Source organism: Nocardia sp. NPDC057668 (assembly GCF_042799795.1).
Lineage (GTDB): Bacteria > Actinomycetota > Actinomycetes > Mycobacteriales > Mycobacteriaceae > Nocardia.
The window spans coordinates 116,158-140,137 of sequence record NZ_JBHVIC010000001.1; the positions used below are offsets into that span (position 1 = coordinate 116,158).

At 68.1% G+C, this 23,980-nt stretch carries 24 protein-coding genes; 10 read left to right on the forward strand and 14 right to left on the reverse strand.

What is annotated here, in order from left to right; genetic code table 11:
• Positions 1 to 93 precede the first annotated feature (93 nt).
• Complete coding sequence (locus ACFVBH_RS00550; protein ID WP_379001545.1) at positions 94 to 810, reverse strand: ABC transporter permease; 717 nt, start codon at positions 808 to 810, stop codon at positions 94 to 96.
• Positions 811 to 897: 87 nt separating this feature from the next.
• Here ACFVBH_RS00550 and ACFVBH_RS00555 point away from each other — a divergent pair, with 87 nt between their 5' ends.
• Both ACFVBH_RS00555 and ACFVBH_RS00560 read left to right on the forward strand, forming a co-directional pair.
• Complete coding sequence (locus ACFVBH_RS00555; protein ID WP_378998464.1) at positions 898 to 1,173, forward strand: Scr1 family TA system antitoxin-like transcriptional regulator; 276 nt, start codon at positions 898 to 900, stop codon at positions 1,171 to 1,173.
• 228 nt (positions 1,174 to 1,401) lie between these two features.
• The gene (locus ACFVBH_RS00560; RefSeq protein ID WP_378998466.1) at positions 1,402 to 1,959 is read left to right on the forward strand and encodes a hypothetical protein; all 558 of its coding nucleotides are present in this window, start codon (positions 1,402 to 1,404) and stop codon (positions 1,957 to 1,959) included.
• A gap of 64 nt (positions 1,960 to 2,023) precedes the next feature.
• Here the strand turns inward: ACFVBH_RS00560 and ACFVBH_RS00565 are convergent, their stop codons facing one another.
• A complete protein-coding gene (locus ACFVBH_RS00565; protein WP_378998468.1) occupies positions 2,024 to 2,479 on the reverse strand; it encodes a hypothetical protein in 456 nt (151 codons plus the stop codon).
• Positions 2,480 to 2,548: 69 nt separating this feature from the next.
• Here ACFVBH_RS00565 and ACFVBH_RS00570 point away from each other — a divergent pair, with 69 nt between their 5' ends.
• The gene (locus ACFVBH_RS00570) at positions 2,549 to 3,139 is read left to right on the forward strand and encodes a GyrI-like domain-containing protein (protein ID WP_378998470.1); all 591 of its coding nucleotides are present in this window, start codon (positions 2,549 to 2,551) and stop codon (positions 3,137 to 3,139) included.
• A gap of 168 nt (positions 3,140 to 3,307) precedes the next feature.
• The gene (locus ACFVBH_RS00575) at positions 3,308 to 4,765 is read left to right on the forward strand and encodes a hypothetical protein (protein ID WP_378998472.1); all 1,458 of its coding nucleotides are present in this window, start codon (positions 3,308 to 3,310) and stop codon (positions 4,763 to 4,765) included.
• A 49-nt stretch (positions 4,766 to 4,814) separates the two neighbouring features.
• Here the strand turns inward: ACFVBH_RS00575 and ACFVBH_RS00580 are convergent, their stop codons facing one another.
• Positions 4,815 to 5,300 (reverse strand): NUDIX domain-containing protein, encoded by a 486-nt coding sequence (locus ACFVBH_RS00580; protein ID WP_378998474.1) that lies wholly within the window; start codon positions 5,298 to 5,300, stop codon positions 4,815 to 4,817.
• Positions 5,301 to 5,357: 57 nt separating this feature from the next.
• Positions 5,358 to 5,789, reverse strand: coding sequence for a pyridoxamine 5'-phosphate oxidase family protein (locus ACFVBH_RS00585; RefSeq protein WP_378998476.1), 432 nt, complete (start codon positions 5,787 to 5,789; stop codon positions 5,358 to 5,360).
• Positions 5,790 to 5,909: 120 nt separating this feature from the next.
• Between ACFVBH_RS00585 and ACFVBH_RS00590 the strand changes: the two genes are divergently transcribed.
• On the forward strand, positions 5,910 to 6,497 hold the full coding sequence (locus ACFVBH_RS00590) for a hypothetical protein (protein ID WP_378998478.1): 588 nt from the start codon (positions 5,910 to 5,912) through the stop codon (positions 6,495 to 6,497).
• Between the two features lie 118 nt (positions 6,498 to 6,615).
• On the opposite strand, the gene narI is transcribed toward ACFVBH_RS00590, so the two are convergent.
• From narI to ACFVBH_RS00615, 5 genes are all read right to left on the reverse strand, one after another.
• Complete coding sequence (narI, locus tag ACFVBH_RS00595) at positions 6,616 to 7,347, reverse strand: respiratory nitrate reductase subunit gamma (protein ID WP_354986760.1); 732 nt, start codon at positions 7,345 to 7,347, stop codon at positions 6,616 to 6,618.
• 2 nt (positions 7,348 to 7,349) lie between these two features.
• Positions 7,350 to 7,988 carry a nitrate reductase molybdenum cofactor assembly chaperone gene (gene narJ, locus ACFVBH_RS00600; protein ID WP_378998480.1) on the reverse strand — a complete coding sequence of 213 codons (639 nt, stop codon included), beginning with the start codon at positions 7,986 to 7,988 and terminating at the stop codon, positions 7,350 to 7,352.
• Entirely contained in the window at positions 7,985 to 9,649 is a 1,665-nt protein-coding gene (gene narH, locus ACFVBH_RS00605; RefSeq protein WP_354986725.1) for a nitrate reductase subunit beta, read from the reverse strand. Before narH ends, narJ begins: the two co-directional genes overlap by 4 nt.
• Entirely contained in the window at positions 9,646 to 13,335 is a 3,690-nt protein-coding gene (locus tag ACFVBH_RS00610; protein WP_378998483.1) for a nitrate reductase subunit alpha, read from the reverse strand. The genes narH and ACFVBH_RS00610 overlap by 4 nt, the downstream gene beginning before the upstream one ends.
• A gap of 134 nt (positions 13,336 to 13,469) precedes the next feature.
• Positions 13,470 to 14,042 carry a DUF308 domain-containing protein gene (locus tag ACFVBH_RS00615; RefSeq protein ID WP_354986723.1) on the reverse strand — a complete coding sequence of 191 codons (573 nt, stop codon included), beginning with the start codon at positions 14,040 to 14,042 and terminating at the stop codon, positions 13,470 to 13,472.
• A gap of 380 nt (positions 14,043 to 14,422) precedes the next feature.
• Here ACFVBH_RS00615 and ACFVBH_RS00620 point away from each other — a divergent pair, with 380 nt between their 5' ends.
• Complete coding sequence (locus tag ACFVBH_RS00620; protein ID WP_378998486.1) at positions 14,423 to 15,163, forward strand: VOC family protein; 741 nt, start codon at positions 14,423 to 14,425, stop codon at positions 15,161 to 15,163.
• On the opposite strand, the gene ACFVBH_RS00625 is transcribed toward ACFVBH_RS00620, so the two are convergent.
• Positions 15,160 to 15,825 carry a winged helix-turn-helix transcriptional regulator gene (locus ACFVBH_RS00625; RefSeq protein ID WP_378998488.1) on the reverse strand — a complete coding sequence of 222 codons (666 nt, stop codon included), beginning with the start codon at positions 15,823 to 15,825 and terminating at the stop codon, positions 15,160 to 15,162. The genes ACFVBH_RS00620 and ACFVBH_RS00625 overlap by 4 nt on opposite strands.
• 104 nt (positions 15,826 to 15,929) lie before the next feature.
• On the opposite strand from ACFVBH_RS00625, the gene ACFVBH_RS00630 reads away from it, so the two are divergent.
• A complete protein-coding gene (locus ACFVBH_RS00630; RefSeq protein ID WP_378998490.1) occupies positions 15,930 to 16,835 on the forward strand; it encodes an alpha/beta fold hydrolase in 906 nt (301 codons plus the stop codon).
• Between the two features lie 4 nt (positions 16,836 to 16,839).
• Complete coding sequence (locus ACFVBH_RS00635; RefSeq protein ID WP_378998492.1) at positions 16,840 to 17,640, forward strand: class I SAM-dependent methyltransferase; 801 nt, start codon at positions 16,840 to 16,842, stop codon at positions 17,638 to 17,640.
• A 4-nt stretch (positions 17,641 to 17,644) separates the two neighbouring features.
• Here ACFVBH_RS00635 and ACFVBH_RS00640 read toward each other — a convergent pair whose 3' ends face one another.
• From ACFVBH_RS00640 to ACFVBH_RS00650, 3 genes are all read right to left on the reverse strand, one after another.
• The gene (locus ACFVBH_RS00640) at positions 17,645 to 18,616 is read right to left on the reverse strand and encodes an aldo/keto reductase (protein ID WP_378998494.1); all 972 of its coding nucleotides are present in this window, start codon (positions 18,614 to 18,616) and stop codon (positions 17,645 to 17,647) included.
• A gap of 15 nt (positions 18,617 to 18,631) precedes the next feature.
• On the reverse strand, positions 18,632 to 19,900 hold the full coding sequence (locus ACFVBH_RS00645) for a cation:proton antiporter (protein WP_354986716.1): 1,269 nt from the start codon (positions 19,898 to 19,900) through the stop codon (positions 18,632 to 18,634).
• Between the two features lie 233 nt (positions 19,901 to 20,133).
• Positions 20,134 to 21,084 carry a MerR family transcriptional regulator gene (locus tag ACFVBH_RS00650; RefSeq protein ID WP_378998497.1) on the reverse strand — a complete coding sequence of 317 codons (951 nt, stop codon included), beginning with the start codon at positions 21,082 to 21,084 and terminating at the stop codon, positions 20,134 to 20,136.
• A gap of 50 nt (positions 21,085 to 21,134) precedes the next feature.
• Here ACFVBH_RS00650 and ACFVBH_RS00655 point away from each other — a divergent pair, with 50 nt between their 5' ends.
• Positions 21,135 to 21,734 (forward strand): maleylpyruvate isomerase family mycothiol-dependent enzyme, encoded by a 600-nt coding sequence (locus ACFVBH_RS00655; RefSeq protein WP_378998499.1) that lies wholly within the window; start codon positions 21,135 to 21,137, stop codon positions 21,732 to 21,734.
• Between the two features lie 15 nt (positions 21,735 to 21,749).
• On the opposite strand, the gene ACFVBH_RS00660 is transcribed toward ACFVBH_RS00655, so the two are convergent.
• Positions 21,750 to 22,886: an epoxide hydrolase family protein gene (locus tag ACFVBH_RS00660; protein WP_378998501.1), complete on the reverse strand. Its 1,137-nt coding sequence runs from the start codon at positions 22,884 to 22,886 to the stop codon at positions 21,750 to 21,752.
• 61 nt (positions 22,887 to 22,947) lie between these two features.
• On the opposite strand from ACFVBH_RS00660, the gene ACFVBH_RS00665 reads away from it, so the two are divergent.
• Positions 22,948 to 23,922: a helix-turn-helix transcriptional regulator gene (locus ACFVBH_RS00665; protein WP_378998503.1), complete on the forward strand. Its 975-nt coding sequence runs from the start codon at positions 22,948 to 22,950 to the stop codon at positions 23,920 to 23,922.
• Positions 23,923 to 23,980: the final 58 nt, after the last annotated feature.

Genomic DNA, 23,980 nt, shown 5'->3' on the forward strand with positions numbered 1-23,980 from the left:
CCGATGGGCGAGCCGCGTACGGCCGGATGCTGTTCCGCGAGCCAACAATTGATGAACAAGCGCTCACTTGGGAATTGCCGCGGTTCGGTCTCCTCAACCGTGCGCGGTCCCGGCCGGACCGGAGTCCCGGCGAACGCGCTCGCGGGCAACGAGTTCGACCGTGACCGCGACGGCACACGATTGCGCCAGCACCAGTCCGATCAGCACCAGCAGCTGCACGGCCGCGGCCTGGGTCGCCGAGCCGCTCGCCACCAGCACGCCCACGAAAGCGCCGGGGAGCGTGACCAATCCGACGGTGCGGGTCTGATCCACCCCGGGCAACAGCGCGTCGGCGGCCGTGCGCCGGATGACCTCGAGGCGTGCTTCCCGGCCGGCGAATCCGAGGCTCAGCGCCGCCTCCACTTCGCCGATCCGCTCGGACAGCGCGTCCAAGGCACGCCGCCCCGCCAGGGATGTGGCGGTCATGGTGCCGCCCAGAATGATTCCCCCGATCGGAACCACCGCGACCCCGGTCAGCGGAACCACCCCGCTGAGCAGCATCGCCGGCAGGGTGGCCACCGCCCCCGCGCCGAGACTCACCGTCAGCCATCCCCCCGAGCGTCCCGCTCCCACACGCCGGGCCGTCGTGACCACCGCCGCCCCGAACATGACCAGCAGCACCAGCGCGGCCGACCACAGCTGAGCGAGAGCCGCCGCGAGAATCAATGCGACCGCGCCCAGTTGCACGACGGCTCGCCCGGCTGCTCGCGGCGCGACGGCCATCGGCCCCAGCCCGGCGACGCGGTACACGACGGCCGCCGCGCCCACCATGGCGACGCACAGCACACCCAGCGCGACACCGGGAACCGCGACCGCGTTCACATCAACCACCTGTCATCTCGGCCGAACAATGCTGCTGTGCAGCGGCTTTCCCGGTTCTCCCGGATCGACGCCATCGCAACGCGTCCTGTAGTGAGGAGCCACCGGTTCCACTTCGTGATCGCCGAGCAGGCGTTGCGCACCACGGTCGGCGACAACGACATTATGATCGGCCAACTCGACCGGCTGTTGATCGCCATGTCCCTGCCGCGCGTAGTACTCGGTATCGTCCCGGCGGACACCGAATACCTAGTGCCGCAGTCGAACTGCTGCATGTTCGACCGCCGCAAAGTGCCGCTCGAGCGCATGCGGTGACGAACTCACGCTGCCCCGTGTCCGTCCGGCGGACTGATGTGCTCCGGACGGAGTGCAGCGGCAACACCTTTCGCCTACCGTGGCCTCATGAACGCGCCACCGGGGGGCTCGCCTGGCGAGAGTGAGCCGCTGCCCGCTCCGGAACCCCCTGCACCCGCTCCCGCCCCTCCCGCGCCCGAGCCGGCCCCGCCGGCGGACCAGCGCCGTGCCGAGAGGCGGGCCACGTACATGGTTGGTGTGATCGCGGCGGTGGCGGCATTGCTCGGCGCCGGGGTGGGTTCGACAGCGACAATCGTGGCGGCCCAAGACCAGGTCGCGGGAACGATATCGGCAGCGGAGGCCCAGGTCGATGGCCAGACCTCTCAGTGGATACGTGACGAACGCAAGAAGCTGTACGTACAGGTCATCAACAAGCTCGACGCGGCGTACAAGGGGTTCCAAGGAATCGACACCCGGCTGGTGCTCGCGTTTCGAGATGGGCGACTGACTCCAGCCATGGCGCAGGCAGCCCGAGACGAATACGACGCACTGGCAGACGCCGTGATCCAGGTGAACGGCGAAGCGCTGCTTCTCTTCCCCGAGCCCACCCATGATGCGTATCTCACCGTCGTAGGTGAGCTGATGAAATGCTCGAGCAAGCTGTTTTCGCTGGCCCAGGCGATGGACCGCCAACTGTCGGATGCCGAAGTCCGACTACTGATCGATGGGCTGAACGACTCCCCCGAAAAAACGAACGGGGACGAGAAGTTCCTCGAGGCCGCCCGGGCCGACCTCGGCATTCCGTAGCATCCCGCGCATCTCGAACTGCGGCCCCCATCGGCATCGTGTTCCAGCCACACCTGGTCCGGAGTCAGGCTTCGACGGTGATGTCCAGTACCTCGAACGCGGAGTCCAGCGCCACCGCGGGCCAGTAGCCCTCCAGGAAGTGCTCACCGCAGGTGTCCTCGAAATGCAGCACGACGGTGCCGTCCATGCGCGCCGCGACGGTGACCACGCGCAGGTCGGTCGCCGCTTCCTCGAGTTCTTCGGGTGTGGGCGGCTGATCCCCGAACCTTCCGACCACGGCGTCGGAGGCGATACGGCTCAGCGTGGGGAGCGCGCCGACCGCGGTGGCTATCACCGGCAGCAGTGCGCGGGCCGAGTCGGGGTCGGAGGTCTCGAGCATCAGCTCCAGTTCCTCGTTCGCGATCAGCGCCCGGCCCTCGTACCAATCGTGTTCGAGCACTTGCCCGTCGGTGAGCTCGGTCCGGGCGCGCTCGAACACGCCCAGTTCCGGGTGCGTGACGGCGGTCTGCACATCGGTCATGGGGCCACCGTATCGGTCGTACGACGCGGCGTTGACTCTCCCGCCGCGGGAGAGTCGATACTCCCCCTCATGGACACACTGGACTTCAAGAAGCAGTACCGGGAGCTGTACGCCGCACGGCCGGAGCCGGTGCTGCTCACCGTGCCGGAGCTGCCCTACCTGATGATCGACGGGAAGGGTGATCCGGACGGCGCGGAGTACGCGGCCGCGGTCAGCGCCCTGTACTCGGTCGCCTACGGGATCCGCGGCCTGCTGAAATCCGCGGGGACGGTGATCTACTCGGTGCCACCGCTGTCCGGGCAGTGGGACGGCGGACCGACCGCGGACAGGTCCGATTGGACCTGGACCATGATGTTGCAGCAGCCCGCGCGGGCGGTGGACGTCGTGGACGAAGCATTCGCCGGTGTGCGCGGGAAGAAGCCCGAATTGCCCATCGATGAGGTGCGCTGGGAGCTCTTCGACGAGGGCGAGTGCGGCCAGATCCTGCACGTCGGCCCCTATGCCACCGAGCCGCCCACTCGGGATCGCCTGATGGAATTCCTTGCCGCGCAGGGGCGCACGATCAGGGGCAGGCATCATGAGATCTACCTGTCGGCGCCGGGTCGGGTCGCCCCGGAGAAGTTGAAGACTTTGATTCGTTACCCGGTTCGAGTCGGCTGATCCGGGCGGTCCCGTGCGAATTTTCGTGCACTATCGGGGTCGGTCCGCGCGAATCCTGCCGGTGGGCATCGGATAGTGCACGAAAATCTGGACTCGACCGCCCCACTACCGTCCGGAGCAGGGCGATTCTCGCTGGCTTCGCTGCCACCGGTCGGACAGTATGTGCTGATGCACTCCGAGGAAGAGCTGGATCGGATCGCTCAGGAGCAGGATCGGTCCGCGACCTTCGAGTTGATTCGGGAGCTGACCGAATCGGGTGCCGCGGGGGCTGTTTCGAGCGACCTCGTCCAGACGCTCGCGCGGGTCGGTGATCCCCGCGCGGTTCCGGCGCTGGTCGCGATCGGGCGGGAACTCGGACAGCCGGACGTCGTGCGGGAGGCTGCCTTCGGGGTGCTCTCGGACGCGGCGTCGGTGCCGGGCAGCGCCGAGTTGCGCGAATGGTGGGCAGTCGGGGACGACCTCGTGCGCGCGTTCGTGCTGCGCGAGGCCACGCGCGCCGAGACGGATCTGATCGAACCCGTGGCCCGCGACCCGCAGCATCCGCTGTATCGGGATGCGCTGGTCGGACTCCAGTTCGGTTTCGAGGAGCCACGCTGGCAGGTGTACAAGATCGCTGCGCTGGAACATGCCGATCCTGTCGTGCGGCGAACCGCTGCTGACTCGTTGTGCTGGGACGAACCCGTTGCGGCCGAACCCGGTTTGCATCGCGCGGCCGCCGACGCGGACGAGGCCGTCGCGTGCGCGGCGCTGGACACACTCCGTTACTACCCCGGCCGTGCGACGCTGCGGCTGCTGCACGACATAGCGCAGGGAACCGGTGAGCGGGCGGAGATGGCCCGGGACGCCGAGCTCTACCTGCTCGGCGACTTCGAGCCCGAACGGGTGCGGCTCGCGGATTGGATGGCGCCGATCGCCGACCTGCTGGGGACGGGCGATGTCACCGAGCCGGAACCGTGGTCTCCGGGGCCGTCCCCGGTCAAACCGGCTGCACCGCCGGCGTCGGAAATCATCACCGCGTTCTCCGATCCCGATGGTTCGTGGGCGTCGCGAATCGCGATGCTGTTCGACCGCGATTGGAGCGCGATGCCGGCCTCCGATCGCCCGGCACTGGCCGCCTTCCTTGCCGCCCACCCGGATCCGCAGGTGCGGACGTTGAGCTGTGGTCCGCTGTCGGACTGGCACGAGGCCGACCGCCTGCTCGAATTGGCCCACGATCCGAACCTGATAGTTCGCAAGTCGGCCGTCTACCACCTGCGAAACGTGCCCCCTTCCCGGGAGATCGCCACGTTCACCTGGAACCTGGTGGAAAGCGGCGCGGTCGCGGGCACCGCCGGTTACGAGGCCCTGGCCACCTGCGCCGCCCACACCGCACCGGGCGAACTCGACGAGTGCCTGATCACGCTGGCGCGCAACGACCTTCGTGAAGGCATCCGCGACGAGGCGATCTCGCTGCTCGGCGACCGCATAGAACCGCTGCTACCCCTGCTCACCGAGCCGCCACTGCTGACCTGGGGAGTCCATTTCCGCCTGGTGGACATCTGCCGAAAGTCCGGTCTGCGGATCCCCGGCGAACGAGAGTTGCGGAGCGTCGACAATCTGCATCTCGCGGCGGCGCTGGCCGGGTAGCGCGGCAGCGCTGCCGCGCGCCAGGCTATCCGCTAAGGCAAAGCCCGCCCTATCTCAATGTGGCAAAACCATTTTCGAGGTAGTCCGTGCGCCCCGAGTGCCGAGCCGCCCGCGCGGCGACCACCCGCCGGGCCAGCAACGCCGGCAACCGCTCCACCGCCTCGTCCGCGTCGCACCAGGCCCAGCTGCGCAACTCGGCCTCCTGCAACACGATCGCCGCGCTCTGCTCCGGGTCCAGCACCCCGCCGTCGTACAGAAACATCACCCCGTCACTGGGATACCGTCCCGGCGGAACCCAATCCACCACCAGCAACCGCCCCATCGAAACCACCAGCCCCAGCTCTTCCCCCACCTCCCGAACCACCGCCGCCAACGGCGATTCGCCGGCCTCGACAACCCCACCCGGCAACTCCCAATGGTCCTTGTACGTGGGCTCGACAAGCAGCACCCGGTCCTCGGAGTCGACGAACACCGCCCCCGCCCCCATCCGCTTGCGCGGCAGCCCCGCGATGTACTCGCTCCGATCAGACTCCATGGGCCACAACACTATCCAGCCACCCCGCCGAACAAGGCGGTTACGGAACACCCACGCCTACACGCTCGCAACGGCATTGATCCGTCGCGGGGTGATCGCCACCATCACCCGCTCGGACCTCGAATCCGAGCCGGCCATCCGCGTCTCCCACCCCGCGCCGATGTACTTGTCTCGAATACGTCTGGTCCACAACCCATTCGAGTCAACGGACACCACCGCCTCTCCGGTCACCCGAACCTGCTTGTTCGGCCGCTGCCCGTCCGCGCGCAGCTCCCCCTCGACGTCGATGACCATCCCGACCCGGGGGTTGGCGGCGATCCGGCGCACATGCGGCCGGTCACCGAAGCTGGTCACATGGAAAGTCCCCCGCACCCACAGAAACCACACGGGCGTGACGTGCGGATACCCTTCCTCGTCGATCGTCGCCAGATGCGCGACGGTATCGAGCGCCAGCAGCGCACCGATCTCGGCCTGATCGAGCGAGCGCATGTGACCTCTGCTTCGAGCTGTCGGGAAGCCGTACGAGCAACAAACGTCTGTCGCGCACCGAATGTTTCACCGTGTTCCCGTGAACCGTTGCAGCATCCCCTATTCGGGCAGGATGGCTACATGGATCAGGAGATATCGCGGCGCGGCGCCGACCTGCTGGCGAGTGACATCCGGTCAGCTCTGGGTTTCGAGGTACACATCGGCGAAACGATCCCCGAACGCCTACTCAGACAACCTTTCCCACCGGCTTGGTGGATCGAACTCACCGTCCCGGCTTTGGAAGTCATGATTGGCTCTACCCCTATCGCGCACACCCCGAGCGGTGTGGCGTGCGAACTTGCCTGGTCCCTTCACGACGATATCCTGGCCCGCAGCGGAAAGATCTGGCCTGCCGACCCCGCGGGTGGGGACCAGCCGTTGCTTCCCACCCGGGACGGATGGCAGGGGCCGGGCGGCCTGATACCGTACGGGCAGGTCAAGGCCGCGAAGGATCCTGATCCGAGCCTCGACGGCGTGGTCCGATGGTGGCTGCCCGACAGCTACGACGGCCTCATCGCCTGCCACTCCGGCGACCTGACGTTCACCCTCTGGGAATACCGGGGCGACGAACAACTCATCACGCCTGGCATGCCGGTGACATGGGTCATCGGCGAAGGCGGACACGGAAAGTACCGCAAGGCAGGCGAAGTCCGGCCGGCCCAGCCGTAACCCATCGGGCCCGCCCTCCTGCTGCTGTCCGCCCCGAAGGCCTGGCGACGGCTACCCGAGAAAAACCGGCCCCCGGATGATTCCGGGGGCCGGTTCGGTGGGAGTGCGGCGGGCGAGATTACTGCACGCGTTCCCAGCCCGGGCGGGTCTTGTGGGTGCCTATCGTGGCCTTGTCGCGGCTGCGGTAGACGATGTAGGGGCGGGTCAGGTAGCCGACGGGGGCCGAGAAGACGTGGACCAGGCGGCTGAAGGGCCAGAACGCGAACAGGGCGCAGGCCGACAGGGCGTGGAGCTGGAAGCCCAAGGGGGCGTTCACCATCAGTTCGGGCTCGGGGTTGAAGTAGAAGATCGAGCGGAACCACGGGGAGACGTCCGCGCGGTAGTTGTGAGGATTGCCGGTCAGATTGCCGTAGAGGGTCGCGCCCAGGCCGAGGGCCAGGGTCAGGCCCAGGAGCACGTACATGACCTTGTCGTTGCGGGTCGTGGCCGAGAACACCGGGCCGACCGTGCGGCGGCGGTAGATCAGGATCAGCAGCCCGGCCACGGTCGCGACGCCGGCCACGACGCCCAGGCTGTAGGACGCCAAATGATAGGTGTGCTCGCTGATCCCGACCTTCTCGGTCCAGGACTCCGGAATCACCAGGCCGATCACGTGGCCCAGGAACACGAACACGATGCCGTAGTGGAACAGCGGACTGCCCAGGCGCAGCAGCCGGTTCTCGTAGATCTGCGAGGACCTGGTCGTCCACCCGAACTTGTCGTAGCGGTAGCGCCAGATGAGCCCCACGACGCAGATGCCCAGGGCGGCGTACGGCACGCCCACCCACAGCAGCACGTCCTTCGCACTCAGTGTCATCGACGGCCTCCGATCACTTGCGGCATGTAGGTGGGTGGTGCGAAGGGCTCCAATCCGACGTCCTCGCCGGGCGGCCCGGCCGCGATCAGCCGATCCACGGCGGCCTGCTCGTCGCCGCGCAACGGCGACAGCGTGGCCGACACCGAATCGAGCGCCCCGGCCCACGGCGAGTCGGCCTCACGCAACGCCCGGCGCATGACTTCGATTCCGGCCCTGTGCTCTTCGAGCAACTCCTGCCCGGGCGCCGGATGCGCCGACGCGAACTCCAGCACCACCGCCAGGTGATCGGAGAGCTCCCCGTCCTCGAGCAGCAGTCCCGACGCGCGATAGAGCTGCTTGAACCGCAGCAGCGCCATCCCGCGCTTACGCGTGTCCCCGTACAGAAACCAGGTCAGGTACGGGCTGAAGCGCTTGCGATGGTCGAAGGTGTCCACGAACTCGATGGCCAGCTCGACCGGATCGGTGTTCTCCAGATGATTCAGCAGCGGACGCAACGGCGCACCGATCGGCGCGGGCAGCGTCGCCGCCGCCCGGCGCAGCATCGGCAGCGAATCCCGCACGCTCTCATCCGGATACGCGAGCAGCAGCGATTGCACCTGGAACGCGCCGGCCCGCACGGATTCGGACAGCTTCACCGGCGATGCCTCCCGCCGTCGGTCTCGGGCATGAGCCCCTCCGGCGTCCCGCGACCGTCCCAGTTGAGCAGGTTCACCCGGCCGCTGCCCTCCACACCCGCGTACGAGTCCGCGGTCTGCCGATCCTGCAGCATCCGGAAGTTCTCCACCGCGATCGGCGTCGGGCTTCCCGAACTCTCGCCGAACGGCCCGGAGGTGATCATCCCCGGCCCGCCGTCGTAGTCCAGCGAGCAATCGGTGGCCAGCTCCTCGAGCCCGTGGGCCTGCTCGGCATGCGCGGACGGAATGACGTACCGCTCTTCATATTTGGCGATAGCGAGCAGCCGGTACATGTCGTACATCTCCTGCTCGGTCAGCCCGACCCGGGTGGCGATCTCCGGCCGGGACTCCCGTCCGAGATTGATGTCGCGCATATAGCTGCGCATGGCGGCGAGCTTGCGCAGCACATCGTTCACCGGCTCCGGATCACCCGCGGTGAACAGCTCGGCCAGGTACTCGACCGGAATCCGCAGCGCCTCGATGGCGGCGAAGAGGTTGCCGTGATCCTCGGCGTCGTGTCCGGTATCGCGCAGCGCGTCCACCACCGGCGACAGCGGCGGGATGTACCAGACCATCGGCACGGTGCGGTATTCCGGATGCAGCGGCAGCGCGACCCGGTACTTGCGGATCAGGGCGTAGACCGGCGAGTCCTGCGCCGCCTGCACCCAGTCGCGCGGCATTCCCGCCCGTTCGCAGGCCGCGATCACCTGCGGATCGAACGGATCCAGGAACGCGTCCCGCTGGGCCGCGTACAGATCCTTCTCGTCCGGGGTGGCCGCGACCTGCGCGACCGTGTCGGCGTCGTACAGCATGACGCCGATGTATCGCAGTCGCCCGACACAGGTTTCGGCGCACACCGTCGGCAACCCGACCTCGAGCCGCGGGAAACAGAACGTGCACTTCTCGGCCTTGCCCGTGCGGTGATTGAAGAACACCTTCTTGTACGGGCAGCCCGAGACGCACATGCGCCAGCCCCGGCACCGATCCTGATCGACCAGGACGATGCCGTCCTCCTCGCGCTTGTAGATCGCGCCCGACGGGCACGAGGCCGCGCACGCCGGGTTCAGGCAGTGCTCGCAGATGCGCGGCAGATAGAACATGAAGGTCTGATCGAACTCGAACTTCACCCTGTCCCCGACCTTCTTCAGGATCGGGTCCGATTGCGCGAGTTCGGGTGCGCCACCGAGATTGTCGTCCCAGTTGGCCGACCAGGTGATCTTCGTGTCCTTGCCGCTGATCAGCGACTTGGGCCGCGCCACCGGGGTGTTCTGCTGCACCGGCGCGGTCGTGAGCGTCTCGTAGTCGTAGGTCCACGGCTCGTAGTAATCGGCCAGCTCGGGCAGGATCGGATTGTCGAAGATGGTGAACAGCTTGTGCATTCGCCCGCCGCCGCGCAGCTTCAACCGGCCCTTGTGATCCAGGGCCCAGCCCCCGCGCCACTTGTCCTGATCCTCGTACGTGCGCGGATACCCCTGTCCCGGACGGGTTTCCACGTTGTTGAACCACACGTACTCCACGCCCGCGCGATTGGTCCAGGTCTGCTTGCAGGTGACCGAACAGGTGTGGCAGCCGATGCACTTGTCGAGATTCATCACCATTGCCATCTGGGCCATGGGCTTCATCGGTAGCGAACCTCCTGGCTGCGACGGCGGATGACCGTCACTTCGTCGCGCTGATTACCGGTCGGGCCGAGATAGTTGAACGCGAACGAGAGCTGGGCGTAGCCGCCGATGAGATGGGTCGGCTTGATCAGCAGGCGGGTCAGCGAATTGTGAATGCCGCCGCGCTTTCCGGAGGTCTCGGCCAGCGGCACGTCGATGAGCCGATCCTGCGCGTGATGCATGTACACCGTGCCCTCGGGCATGCGATGCGACACCACCGCGCGGGCCACGACCACGCCGTTGCGATTGACCGCCTCGATCCACTCGTTGTCCGCGATGGAGAGTTTGGCGGCGTCCAGGTTCGACATCCAGATGGTCGGACCACCGCGCGACAGGCTCAACATGAACAGGTTGTCCTGATACTCCGAGTGAATCGACCACTTGGAGTGCGGGGTCAGATAGCGCAGCGTCAAACCCTGCTCACCGTGGGAGCCCAGCGGCGGTTCGGCGAACAGCGCGGTCATGTTCAGCGGCGGCCGGTAGACCGGCAGTCCCTCGCCGACCTCCTGCATCCAATCGTGGTCGAGATAGAAGTGCTGGCGGCCGGTGAGCGTGTGCCAGGGCTTGTGCCGCTCCACGTTCAGCGTGAACGGCGAGTACCGCCGCCCGCCGCTCTCCGACCCCGACCACTCCGGGGAGGTGATGACCGGGACCGGCGCGCGCTGGGTATCGGCGAAGGTGACCTGCTTGCCTTCGTGCTCGGCGGCCAGATCCGCCAGCGCGGTGCCGGTGCGCTGTTCCAGGGTGCGGAATCCCTGGGTGGCCAGGTGTCCGTTGGTGGTGCCCGAGAGCGCGAGAATCGCCTCGCAGGCGTCGATGTCGCGGGCGAGCGAGGGCCGCCCGTCGGCCGGTCCGCCGTGCACGATGCCGTTGTGCCTGCCCAGGTAATCGATCTCGCGCTCGACCCGGTAGGTGATGCCCTTGGTGGTCGCGCCGAGCTTGTCCAGCAGCGGGCCGATCGCGCGCATCTTCGCGTGCACCGCGGTGTAGTCGCGTTCCACCACCGTCAGGCGCGGCATGGTGACGCCCGGAATCGGTTCGCACTCACCGGCTTTCCAGTCCCGGACCACACCGTGCGGATTGGCCATCTGATCCGGGGTGTCGTGCAGCAGCGGGGTCGCGACCAGGTCCTTGCGCACGCCCAGGTGCCTGCGCGCCTGCTTGGAGAACTCCGCGCCGATGGTCATGAACGCGTCCCAGTCCGTGCGGGTCTGCCACGGCGGGGCGATGGCCGGGCTGAACGAGTGCACGAACGGATGCATGTCCGTGGAGGACAGATCATGCTTCTCGTACCAGGTCGCCGCCGGCAGCACCACGTCCGAGAACATGGTCGTGCTGGTCATGCGGAAATCCAGGGTCAGCAGCAGATCCAGCTTCCCGGTCGGCGCTTCGTCGCGCCAGCGCACCTCCGTGGGCCGTGACCCCAGGGGTGCTTCCTCGGCGCGCAGTGAGGAATCCGCGCCGAGCAGATGCTTGAGGAAGTACTCGTTGCCCTTGGCGGAGGAGCCCAGCAGGTTCGACCGCCAGATGGTGAGCACGCGCGGGAAGTTCTTCGGATCGTCCGGATCCTCGCACGCGAAGCCGAGCTCCCCCGATTTCAGCTGCGCCACAATGTGATCGGCGGGCTCGACCCCGGCCGCTTCGGCCTCGTCCACCAGATCCAGCGGATTGCGGTCGAAGGTAGGGAACGAGGGCATCCAGCCCATACGCGCGGTCTGGGCGAGCAGATCCGCGGTGGACTTGCCGGTGAATTTGCCCGCACCCGTCGTGGTCGTGAGGGCGTCGGCGCTGAACGGGTCGTAGCGAAACTGATCGGTGTGCAGGTACCAGTACGCGGTCTGGATCATCTGGCGCGGCGGGCGGGTCCAGTCCAGCGCGTTGGCGACCTGCGCCCAGCCGGTGACCGGGCGGCACTTCTCCTGCCCGACGTAATGCGCCCAGCCGCCGCCGTTCACGCCCTGGCACCCGGTGAGAGTGGTCAGCGCCAGGAACGTGCGGTAGATGGTGTCCGAGTGGAACCAGTGGTTGGTGCCGGCGCCGAGGATGATCATCGACCGGCCGCGCGATTCCGCTGCGTTGGTGGCGAATTCGCGCCCGATCCGGGCGGCCACCTCGGCCTTCACGCCGGTGATCGCCTCCTGCCAGGCGGGGGTGCCGGGCTGGGCGGCGTCGTCGTAACCGGTCGGCCACTCGCCCGGCAGACCCGGGCGGTGGACGCCGTACTGGGCCAGCATGAGGTCGAAGACCGTGGTCACCAGGTGGCCGCCGACGGTGCGCACCGGCACACCGCGGGCGATCTCGGCGGCCGAGCCGTCACCGGTGTCGAAGCGCGGCAACGAGATCGGCACCGAATCCTGACCGTCCATGCTCAGCAGCGGCTCGACGTCCTCGAGTTGCAGATTCCACTTCCCGGCGCCTTCCTCGCCGTAGCGGAAGCCCAGGGAACCGTTGGGCAGCACGGGATTTCCCGCGCCGTCCAAGAAGATGGTCTTGAACGCGGAGTTGGCCTCGCCCGCGAATTCCGGCAGATCGGCCGCGGTGAGGAACTTGCCGGGGCGGTAGCCGTCGGCGGTGCGCTCGATCCGGATCAGGAACGGCAGATCGGTGTAGCGGCGCACGTACTGCTGGAAGTACTCGACCTGCTGCTCGATGAAGAACTCCCGCAACAGCACATGACCCATGGCGAAGGCCAGCGCGCCGTCGGTACCCGGATGCGGGGCCACCCACTCATCGGCGAACTTGACGCTGTCGGCGTAGTCCGGGGCGATGGAGATGACCTTCTGCCCGCGATAGCGCGCCTCGGCCATCCAGTGCGCGTCCGGGGTGCGAGTCACCGGGACGTTCGAGCCCCACATGATGAGATAGCCCGCGTCCCACCAGTCTCCGGACTCGGGTACGTCGGTCTGATCGCCGAAAACCTGCGGCGAGGCCACGGGGAGATCGGCGTAGAAGTCGTAGAACGAGAGCATGGCCCCGCCGATGAGCGACATGAAGCGTGAGCCGGCGGCGAACGAGGTCATGGACATGGCCGGAATCGGGGAGAAGCCGGCGATGCGGTCGGGCCCGTACTGCTTCACCGTGTGCACGTGCGCCGCGGCGATCAGTTCGACGGCCTCGTCCCAGCTCGCGCGGACCAGCCCGCCGCGCCCGCGCACGCTCTTGTAGCGGCGCGAGAGTTCGGGGTCCGAGACGATCGACTGCCAGGCGAGTACGGGGTCACCGAACCGCTTCTTGGCTTCTCGGTACATTTCCAGCAACACGCCCCGGATATAGGGGTAGCGCACCCGGGTCGGTGAGTAGGTGTACCAGGAGAAGGCCGCGCCGCGCGGGCAGCCGCGGGGTTCGTACTCGGGGCGGTCCGGTCCCGTCGAGGGGTAATCGGTGGCCTGGGTTTCCCAGGTGATGATGCCGTCCTTGACGAAAACCTTCCACGAGCAGGAGCCGGTGCAGTTGACGCCGTGCGTCGAGCGCACCACCTTGTCGTGCGACCAGCGGTCGCGATAGAAGTCGTCGGCCTCGCGCCCGCCGCGCAGGTACTCGCTGCGCAGGTCCGGTGACATCTCGGTGCGCGTGAAGAATCTCCTGGACTTGATGAGAGCCTCGGTTAGTTCGCCGTCCAGCGCATAACCGCCGCTGTTCCGCGCCATCTGACCCGCCTTCCACGATGACCGGCGACGTCACCCGCCACACGATCGGCCATTCGAGCACACGAATAGCCGAAACCGTACCGGCAAACAGTCGGCAATCAGGGAATTGGAGCCCGACGGGCCTCGGCCGAGTGTCAGTTGGAGACCGGCTGGACCGCGTCGCGCTCCACGCGCGCGGCCGCCACCAACTCGCTGGCGCCGACCAGAACGGTCAGCAGGCCCACCGTCACCGCGAACGAGGTGTCGGACCGGAACGGCCCGACCGCGATGAACATGCCCGCCGCCGCGGTCGCCAGACCCACGGCCTCCTGCACGCCCGACCCGACGTATTCGTTCGACCACGCCGCCACGATCGCCAGCACGACACCCCGGATCATCCAGCCCATGCCGATCCACAAGGCCAGCAACAGCACCCACTGCCCGCTGTCGAAACACCAGATGGCCAGCAGCAGCGCCGCCGTGCCGCTGAGCCCCTCGAGCACCTTGAGCGCGGTCGGGAGCTGCGCGCCGAACGCCACGATGAATTGCGCGGCCGCGGATCCGAGCAGGATCAACGCGGCCAGCACGCCCATGGCGACTTCGGACTTGTTGGGCCACACCGCAAGTGCCGCCCCCGCGGCCATGGTGCAGATCCCACTGATGATCAGCGCTTGCCAAGCCCAGTCGGCAAACACCGCGGTACGCCCCTCGACCCGATTGGTGGGCATAGCTTCATGATATGACCGATTAGTCCAGTTGGTCGGAGGTCCGGGAATCCCGCACGTCGACGCGGAGTGCCGACGGCGTGTCGGGCCGCCGCTGCCCGGGGTCTCGAGGCCTCGCACGTGGGGGCGCTCGATGAGCGAGGGAACGCACATCCCGACGATGCGCCGGTGCAAGGGCATCAGCTCGATCGCTGAACTTCCCGCTCCGCCGAGATCGCCCGCGCCCCAGCAACTGTCCTACACCGGCGACGGCTGCGAAAAGTACACCGGCAGTTTCGATTCCGGCAGCTCATGATCCACATCCCCCGCCGGCGACGGAGCGGAACACTTTCCCGCGATCACGAGTTAGGCTCACCTAACCAGCTGCCGATGTGGGAGGTCCCTTGTCCGAATACGTTGCCGCTTTCGACCATCTGATCCACTGGGTCGATGACATCGACGCCGCCATGGCGTCCTACGACGCCCTCGGCCTGCCTACGCACGCGTCCCTCACCATGCCCGGGTTCCGCAACGCCGGCTGGACCGTAGACGACGAACGCTACGTCGAGCTGGCCACGGTGGACGACTGGGACGCGGTGGCGAGTTCGAAATACGCGCAAGCCCTGGAAATCCTGCGTCCGGCGGTACAGGCCCTGCCCGGTCCGGGTTTGCTGACCTTCGCCGTCGACGTACCCGACGCCCGCGCCGTCGCCGCGCGCCTGCGCGCGGCCGGCCGCGAGGTCGACGAGGTCGAGGTGCGTTTCGAGGAGCGGAACGTAGGCTTCGTCGAGGTCTTCGTCCGCGACGCTCCCGCCCACTTCCCCTTCTTCATCACCTACGACCCGCCCCGCGCCGAGCTGGCCCGCATGCGCGCCGAATACCGTGCGGCCCAGGGTGTAACCGCCGGCAGCGGTCCCGACCTGTCGGCCCTGCTGGTCCGCAGCGCCGACCCCGAGTCCGAGGCCCGCCTGCTCGGCGCCCTCGTCGACTGTCCGGTCGACGGCGCAACGGTCGCGCTGCCCGGTGCCGAGGTGCGTTTCGAGCAGGGGGCGCCGACCGGTCTGTACGGCATAGCGGTGCGCGGACCCGGTAGCCCGGACCGGGTCTCCGAGGTGGCGGGAATGACGGTGGTCACCGAGAGCTAGCCGGGCGTCAGCGGGGTCAGTGCCTGCACAAGCAGATTGATAGCACTCGCGTTGCCCTCCACGGTGATTCGTTCGCACGCGACCGCCGCCGCGATGTCGAGATCACCGCGGGTCAGGTCGATGATCGTGGCCAGGGTGGTGGTCAGGGTGGCGTCGGCGGGAGGTTCGGGGGTACCGGGGGTGACCGTCGCGTGGCCGTCGCGTAGCTCCAGGCGGGCGGTGGAGTCCTCGATGTGGAACTGGTAGGTGGCGTACTTGCCGGTTATGGACGACGGATCTATGAGGTCGGCCAGAAAGACCAGGGTCCATTCCGCGCGGTAGGTCTCGCCGGGTTCGCGGGTGTGCTCGAGCTGGTGACGCATGCCCCACATCGCCAGCGGCACAAGGGCCCGCGCGAGTTCGTGGCCGACGTCGGTGAGTTCGTAGACCTGCGAGGCCGCGGGCGGGGGCAGTTGGCGATGGGTGACGATGCCGTCCTGTTCGAGTTGTTTGACGCGGGTCGCGAGCAGGGTGGTGCCGATGCCCGGCAGTGCCGCGCCCAGGTCGGTGTAGCGCTTCGGACCGGACATCAGCTCGCGCACGACGAGCAGCGTCCAGCGCTCACCGACGAGATCGAGGCTGCGGGACAGGCCGCAGTACTGGCTGTAGGAACGCCGCGTCATGAGTCGACTCTAGCTTCACGTCTCATCTACTCACAAAACAGGTAGCTCATACTCCAGAATCATATGCTACGGTCGGCGGCATACGTTCCAACCGAGGAGATACCGTGCACGTCGAACTCGCCGAATCCACTGTGCTCGAATCGATTACGGACAGCTCCCTCGCCGGCGTGCGCCACCGCTACGCGATGATCGACGGACTGCGCATCCACTACGCGGAAGCCGGATCGGGTGACCCGCTGATCCTCCTGCACGGCTGGCCGCAGCACTGGTGGGAATGGCGGCACCTCATCGGGCCACTCGCGCAGCGCTATCGGGTGATCTGCCCGGACGTGCGCGGGCTCGGCTGGTCCGAGGGAGACGGGACGGGGTACAGCTTCGAACGGCTCGCCCGCGACGTCGTGGATCTGATGGACGCCCTGGACATTCCGCGCGCACGGCTCGTCGGACGTGACTGGGGGCTCGCGACCGGCTACCGGGCATGCCTGAACTGGCCGGAACGATTCGAGCGGTTCGTCGCCATGGCGGGGATCCATCCCTGGTGTCTCGACGGCATCTCCGCACCCGTCCTCTACCGGCCCTGGCACATCTACGTCCTTGCGGCCCTGGGCAATTCCACCCCGCTCTACCGCGGCCTCACCGCGCGCTGCCTGCGCGCCTGGCGACACGAAGGCCACTTCACGCCGCGGGAAACCGAGATCTACCTGCGCCCCATGCGCGGTCCCGCCGCCCGGACCGCCACGATCGCGTTCAACCGCAACGTCATTCGCCGCGAGATCCCCGAGTTCGCCCGCCACTACCGGCTGCTCCGCCTGCGCGTCCCCACCCTGCACCTGAACGGCGCGAACGACCCGCTCAGCGAAGCCGTTCCACCCTCGTACCGCGACTACGCCGACGACATGACCCTCGAACTCGTCCCCGACTGCGGGCACTTCATCCCGGAGGAACAGCCCGCCTGGCTCCTCGACCGCCTGACCGCCTTCTTCGCCCCACCCGCCGGTCCACGAGAATGAGGACATGGGGAGCGGACGAGAACTGCGCGATACCTTCGACACCGCGGCGGCGCTGTATCGATCGGCCAGGCCGGAATATCCGGAGCGGCTGTTCGACGACCTGATCGCGGCGACCGAGTTGGATACTGCGGCAAGGCTGTTGGAGATCGGGTGCGGACCGGGTATCGCGACCGTCCCGATGGCTCGGCGGGGGTACACGATCACCGCGGTCGAGCTGGGGCCGGCGCTGGCGGAGGTGGCCCGGGACCGGCTGGCCGAGTTTCCGGCTCTCGAAGTGATCACCGCGCCGTTCGAGCAGTGGGATCCCGGTGATCGAAGCGCATTCGATCTGGTCTATTGCGCCACCGCGTGGAAGTGGATCGACCCCGCCGTGCGATACCGGCGCGCGGCCGACCTGCTCGGAGCCGGTGGGCATCTCGCCGTCTGGTCCGCGGGGCACGCCTTCCCGCCGGACTTCGATCCGTTCTTCACCGAGATCCAGCGGGTCTACCTCGATATCGGGGAGCCGGATCTGCCCTGGCCTCCCCCGCTGCACCAGGCCGACTCCACCGCGGCGGAGATGGCGGAATCCGGGCTGTTCGATGTCACCCTCGTGCGCCCGTACCTGTGGTCCGTGACCTATACCGCGGACACGTACCTCGCACTGCTGAACACCTTTTCGAATCACATCGCGATGCCGGCCGACAAACGCGATCACCTCTACGGCGAGGTTCGGCGGTTGCTGGCGAAGCGCGCCGACGGAACCCTGGTCCGGCATTGGGGAGCGACCCTCACAATCGGCCGGCGACGGTCGACCGCGGGGTGACCGCTCATCGAGTGTCGGTGCGGTCCACGGCCTCTCCGTAGGCGTGGGCGGAAGTATCACAGGCCGCGATGAAATCGCCGGGGAAGCCGAGGGTGAAGGCGGACGCCGCCTCCAGGGTCGCAACGGCGTCCGCGGGCAGCGTCAGGGCCGTCGCCGCGAGATTCGTCTCCAGCTGGGCCGCGTTGCTCACCCCGATGATGGGCAGCACCGCGCGCGAGTGGTGCCGGGTCCAGGCTATGGCGACATGCGCCGGGAGCACGCCCAATTCGGCGGCGACCCGGGTCACGGCGTCCGCGGTGGCCCGCTCGTGGCCGGTCAGTTCAGCGGGATTCGAGCGATTTCCGGCGACACCGGTCAGCTTTCCCTGCGCCAGCGGAGCCCAGGCGGTGACCGAGAGCCCGAACGCCTCCGCCATGGGCAGCAACTCGCGCTCGATGTCGCGCTGCAGCAGGTTGTAGGGAACCTGCAGACCCGCGAACTCGGTCCAGCCGCGCAGATCGGCGAGCGTATTGGCCTGGGCCACAACCCAGGCGGGCGCGTCGGAGATGCCGATGTGCAGGACCTTGCCCGCGCGGACCATGTCGTCCAGCGCCCGCAGGGTCTCCTGGATGGGCGTGCGCCTATCCCAGACGTGCACCCAGTACACGTCGAGATAGTCCGTCCGCAGCCGGCGCAGACTCTGTTCGAGCGAGGCCACCAGGTTCTTGCGATGGTTGCCGCCCGCATTGGGGTCGGCGGCGTCGCGGGTCAGCGTGTACTTGCTGCCCAGGACGAACCGGTCACGACCTTCGATGGTCGCGCCGAGCACCTCCTCGCTCGTGCCGTAGGCCGAGGCGGTGTCGATGAAGTTCCCGCCCGCCTCGGCGAAAACCTCCAGCACCCGGCGCGTTTCGGCCTCCTCGCGCAGCGCCATCGTGCCCAGGACCAGCTCGGACACCCGCAACCCGGTCCTGCCGAAAAGTCGATATCGCATCATGGCAAGCAGTCTGCGTCAGCTCGACGGCGGTAGGGAGGCCGGGCCACTACCACCCTCGACCGCCGCGCGAACCCGCCGGTTGCGGTGCGGCCTGCGCCGCGCATACGTGCGCGCGGTCAACGATGACCCCAGACCGTGCAGCACCACGCTGCCCGACACGGTCAGCACCATGACCGTCAGCGCGAGATTCGCGTCGTCCTCGTCGCGCAGCTGATTGAACGCCAGCAGCGCGAACACGATCGAGGTCGTGCCGCGCGGACCCAGCCCGCCGATGAGCAGACTCTCGATCCACGTGAGCCGGGAACCGATGAGCGACAACAGCACCGGCACGATCCGGATCACCGTCAGCACGGCCGCGCTGAACAGCCACAGCCGCCAATCCCCCACCTCGCCCAGGATGTACACCGCGACCGCGCCGAACGCGAACCACATCACGATGGTGAGCAGGAAGCCGACGTCGTCGATGAGCTCGAGTTCACGCAGGTGCTGTTCGCGCTTGCGGAAGCGGTGCATGGCCAGCCCGCAGACGAACGCGGCCACGAACCCGTTGCCGCCGATCTGGGTGGAGAGCGCGTAGGTCAGCAGCGGCGCCGCGACCAGAATCATCCGTTTGGCCTGCGAACTCATGAGATTCGCGCTGTCGGACCGATTACTCAGCCCCGCCAGCACCGCGCCGACCAGCACACCGACCGCGATCGCCTCGAGCGCTGCGGGCAGCGCGGTGCCCAGCGCCCCGGCGGGCGACTGCTGCTGGGTGACGTCACCGGCCACGATGAGCGCGAAAATGATGATGGGCGAGACGATTCCGTCGTTGTATCCGCTCTCCACGTTCAGGATGTCGCGCACCCGCGTCGGCAGGCGGCTGTCCCGCAGAATCGCCGTGGCCGGCGCGAAGTCGATGGGCACCACCACGCAGGCGACGACCAGCCATGTCGCCCAGCCGAACTGCGGCAGCACCAACCATCCGAGCCCGACGGCTGCCGCCAGGCTCAACGGCATGGCGATGAACAACAACCGCAGCGCCGCACCCGGATTGCGCCCCAGCAGCCCGCCGCGCACCTCGACAGCGTCCACGAACAACAGCACCGCGAGCACGATCTCCGCGGTATGCAGCGCCACATCGGTATTGAGCGCGGTACCGATGCTGTCGCGGGTGCTCAGCCCCACCAGCGCCCCGGCGGCCACGACCACCACCGCGGGGCTGACGCGCCACGCGTCCAGCTTCGCGGCGAGCAGCGCCCACACGACAATGGTGACCGTCACGGCCAAGATCGAAGCAACCATTCGGCTATCTTGTCAGGAGCGGGGCGCACCCGCACGACGGCTACGACCCGGCACGCCGTCCACCGAAAGGGCCGTGGCTGACACCGCGATAGGTCGCCGCGGCGTCGGATGAGTCCGCGCCCCGAATCATCGACGAGATCCGCGAACCGGCCGATCAGCCTGCCGGGCTCGATCAGGTCGAGACCGCCACCCTGATCAGCGGACTGACGGAACATCGCGAAGATCGCCGAGAGCTACGCGGGCACGATCCGATCGACCGCGCCCGGCAACGACAGGGCCAGGGCCTCGTCCAGCCAGCACAGCGCGGTCGCCGAGGTGATCGGATCGCCGAGCAACTCGCCGGTCACACTCCAGTAGCGATCGACCCGCGCGCCCGACCCGCCGATGTGCAACTGCCGCCGCAACTCCGGGGTGTCCCGCTCCCCGCGGGCCCGCGCGTGCGCGTCCACGAAGCGATCCAGTTCGGCGCCCGGGCGGGGCGGAACACCCTCGGCGAGTCTCGAGCCCACCTCCAGACACGCCTCCGCGACGCCGATCAGCAGACCGCGCCGATCCCGGACACGGAAGGGATCACGCCGCCACAGCTGCTGCTTCAGCAGTAGCCGGACCGCCGGATCGGTCACCGCCGCAACAAGTTCGGCGAAGCCCACGAGCTGCCCCGGGCTCGGCTCGCCGGGCAGCATCGGCACATTCATGGTGACGAACGCGTCGAGCAGCTCCGGCGGCAGGGCGCTCAGCGCACCGTGCCAGAACAGCACCAGGGTGTCCTGCGCGACCGTGCGGTCGGCGACGCCCGCGAGCAGTTCCAGACGGGCTGCGCGGTCGTCCGGATCCGAGTCCCGCACCGCCAGCAGCGCGGCGCGCCGCCACGCGAGGGCCTCGACTTCGATATCGAGCGCGGCCCGCTCGGCCTCCACCACCTCGCCGATCGATCGCTCACCGCCGAGCACCTCGGTGATGGCGGCCAACCCCAGCCCCAGTGCCCGCAGCCGCCGAATCAGCAGCAGGCGATCCACCGCGACCGCGGCGTCGAAGGTGCGATGCCCGCCGCCCGTGCGCTCGAACGCGAGAAGTCCGGTGTCGCAATAGAACCGGATCGTGCGCACCGGCACGCCCGTCGCCTCGGAAAGCTCGCCGATCGGCGAGCGGCGCGTCTGCCGGCCGACCGTCACTTGAACCTCCACCCCGGTGGAGTTTCTACGGTACCGGCACCCGACAGAGCAGGAGCCGTCCCATGACCAGCCAGCCGACCCCCACCGCCGACCAGATCTGGTGCGCCGTAGCCGAAGAACGCGCGGCGCTGCTCGCACTGCTCGAACCGCTGCCCGAACGCGCGTGGGACACCCGCAGCCTGTGCGCCGACTGGCGCGTCCGCGACGTGGTCGCCCACCTGATCCTGAGCTCCGAGGTCCGGCTCCCCCGGCTGCTGCGCGAGCTGATCCGCGCCCGCGGCGACATCCACGGGCTGATCCGCGACAGTTCCATCGCGCACGCCGAACAGCACTCGGCCACCGAACTGCTGGCCCAGCTGCGCGAGTCCGTCCCCGTGCGATTCACCCCGTTCGGCACCGGGCCCATCGACCGGCTCATGGACCTCGTCGTCCACGCACAGGACATCGCGATTCCCCTGGGCATCGATCACCCCGTGCCCGCGTTCGCGGGCCGGCTGGCACTCGAACACGTGTGGGGCATGCGCGATTTCCGGGCGCAGCGGCGTTTCCGGGGCCGCCGCCTGATCGCGACGGACCTGGATTGGGCCGCCGGCTCCGGTGTCGTCACCGAAGCCCGGGCCGTCGAACTGCTCATGCTGATAACCGGTCGAACCACCGGCTAGCGGCGAGGCACCGGATCAGCGCAGTTTGCGCAGGAATTCGCGCAGATCGGTGATCAGCAGATCCGGGGTCTCCATCGACGGGAAGTGGCCACCGCGCTCGAACTCCGACCATCGCACGACGGTGTTCTGCTTCTCGGCAATACCCCGCACGGTGCCGTTGCCGGGGAACACCGCCACCGCCGTCGGCACGCCGGAGTTCGGCAGGTCCGCACCCCACTGCTGCGATTCCTTGTACAGGCGCATCGAGGAGCCGATCGTGTTGGTGAACCACAGCACCGAGATGTTGGTCAGCAGCATGTCCCGGTCGATGGCCTCGTCCGGCGTCGATGCGTCCGGGTTCACATAGGTATTCACCACGTCCAGCACCCAGGCCAGCAGACCCGCGGGCGAATCCGCGACCGCCGGAGCGAGGGTCTGCGGCCGCGTCGAATGTATGCCCGCGTATCCCGAGGTGTCCTGGCTGCTCCAATCCGACAGCGCCGCGAGCTTCTCCTGATCGGCGGCGCTGTACCCGGAACCGTCCTCGTCCCACGCCGGGATGGTGATGGGGTCGTTGAGATGCACCCCGACCACGCGTTCGGCATCGATGCGGCCGAGGTTCGGGGCGACGAAGGATCCGGCGTCCCCGCCCTGCGCGGCATAGCGGTCGTACCCGAGTTCGGCCATGAGCGCGGCGATCAGCTCGGCACTGCGTTCGGTGCTCGCCTGCCCCGGCTGCCGCGTGGGACCGGAGAAGCCGAATCCGGGCAGCGTCGGAATCACCAGGTGGAAGGCATCTTCGGGATCACCGCCGTGCGCGCGCGGGTCGGTCAGCGGTCCGATAACCTCGGTGAAATCGGCGAACGGCCACCCGTGAATCAAGACCAGCGGCAGCGCGTTCGGCTCCGGCGAGCGTACGTGCAGATAGTGCAGGCGCTGCCCGTCGATCTCGGTGACGAACTGCGGATGCCGATTCCACGCGGCCTCGTGCGCCCGCCAGTCGTATTCGGTGCGCCAGTACTCGGCGAGCTCGCGCACGTACGCGGTCGGAATGCCGTACGACCAGTCCACGCCCGGCAGCTCGTCGGGCCAGCGGGTGTTGCCCAGGCGAGCGTGCAGATCCTCGAGCTGAGCGGCGGAAACATCGATCTGGAATGGCTCGGAATTCGTCATGCTTCAACGGTAGAACCCGGTTAGGCCAGCCTCTGTCCTAAGAAAATGGCAACCTGGAGACATGCTCGAAACCTCGGCCCGGCTGCTGCGACTGCTGTCGCTCCTGCAGACCCATCGCGAATGGTCCGGTGCGGACCTGGCCGGCAAGCTGGGCGTCAGCGGGCGCACCGTGCGCCGCGACGTCGACCGCCTGCGCGAACTCGGCTACCCGGTCGACGCCGTGCAGGGTATCGCCGGCTATCGGCTCGGCGCCGGCAGCGCGCTGCCACCGCTGCTGCTCGACGACGAGGAAGCCCTCGCGGTGGCGGTCGGGCTGCGCACCACCACCGGCGGCACCGTCACCGGGATCGAGGAAGCCTCCCTGCGCGCCCTGGCCAAACTCGAACAGGTCATGCCGTCGCGACTGCGGTATCGCCTGCAAGCCCTGCAGCGCACGGTCGTTCGCGTCGAACCGGGCACCGGGCGCGTGGAACCCGATGCCCTGCTGGCCATTTCGGACGCCTGTCACCGCCGCGAGCGCCTGCGTTTCGACTACACCAACCACACGGGCGGGCAGTCGCGCAAGGAAGTCGAGCCGCACGCGCTGGTGAACTTCAACCGGCGCTGGTACCTGGTCGCCTGGGAGATCACCGCGCAGGACTGGCGCACCTACCGCGTGGATCGCCTCGATCCGCGCACGCCCACCGGGCCGCGGTTCGAACCCCGCGATCCACCGGACGGCGACGTGGTCACCTTCCTGTCGCACCGGCTCTCCTCCGGCGCCTGGCCCTTCCGCGCCACCGTCACCCTGCATCGCCCGGCAGCCGAACTCGCCGAACGCATCTGGGCCGGAATGGGCGTGCTGGAGGCCGTCGACGAGCACAGCTGCCTGCTGCACGTCGGCGCGGATTCGCCCTGGGCACTGTCCTGGATGATCACCTCCATCGACACCGATTTCACCGTCGTCGAGCCGCCCGAGCTGGTCGAACAGATCCGAAATCTGGCCCGCCGCTGCACCGCCGCCACCCCGGCGGCGAACCCCGCTGCGTCACAGTGACGTTCGGCGCCGGAACATTTCCACACCCGATAGAGCGATTGACAGCCGAAAGCCGGGG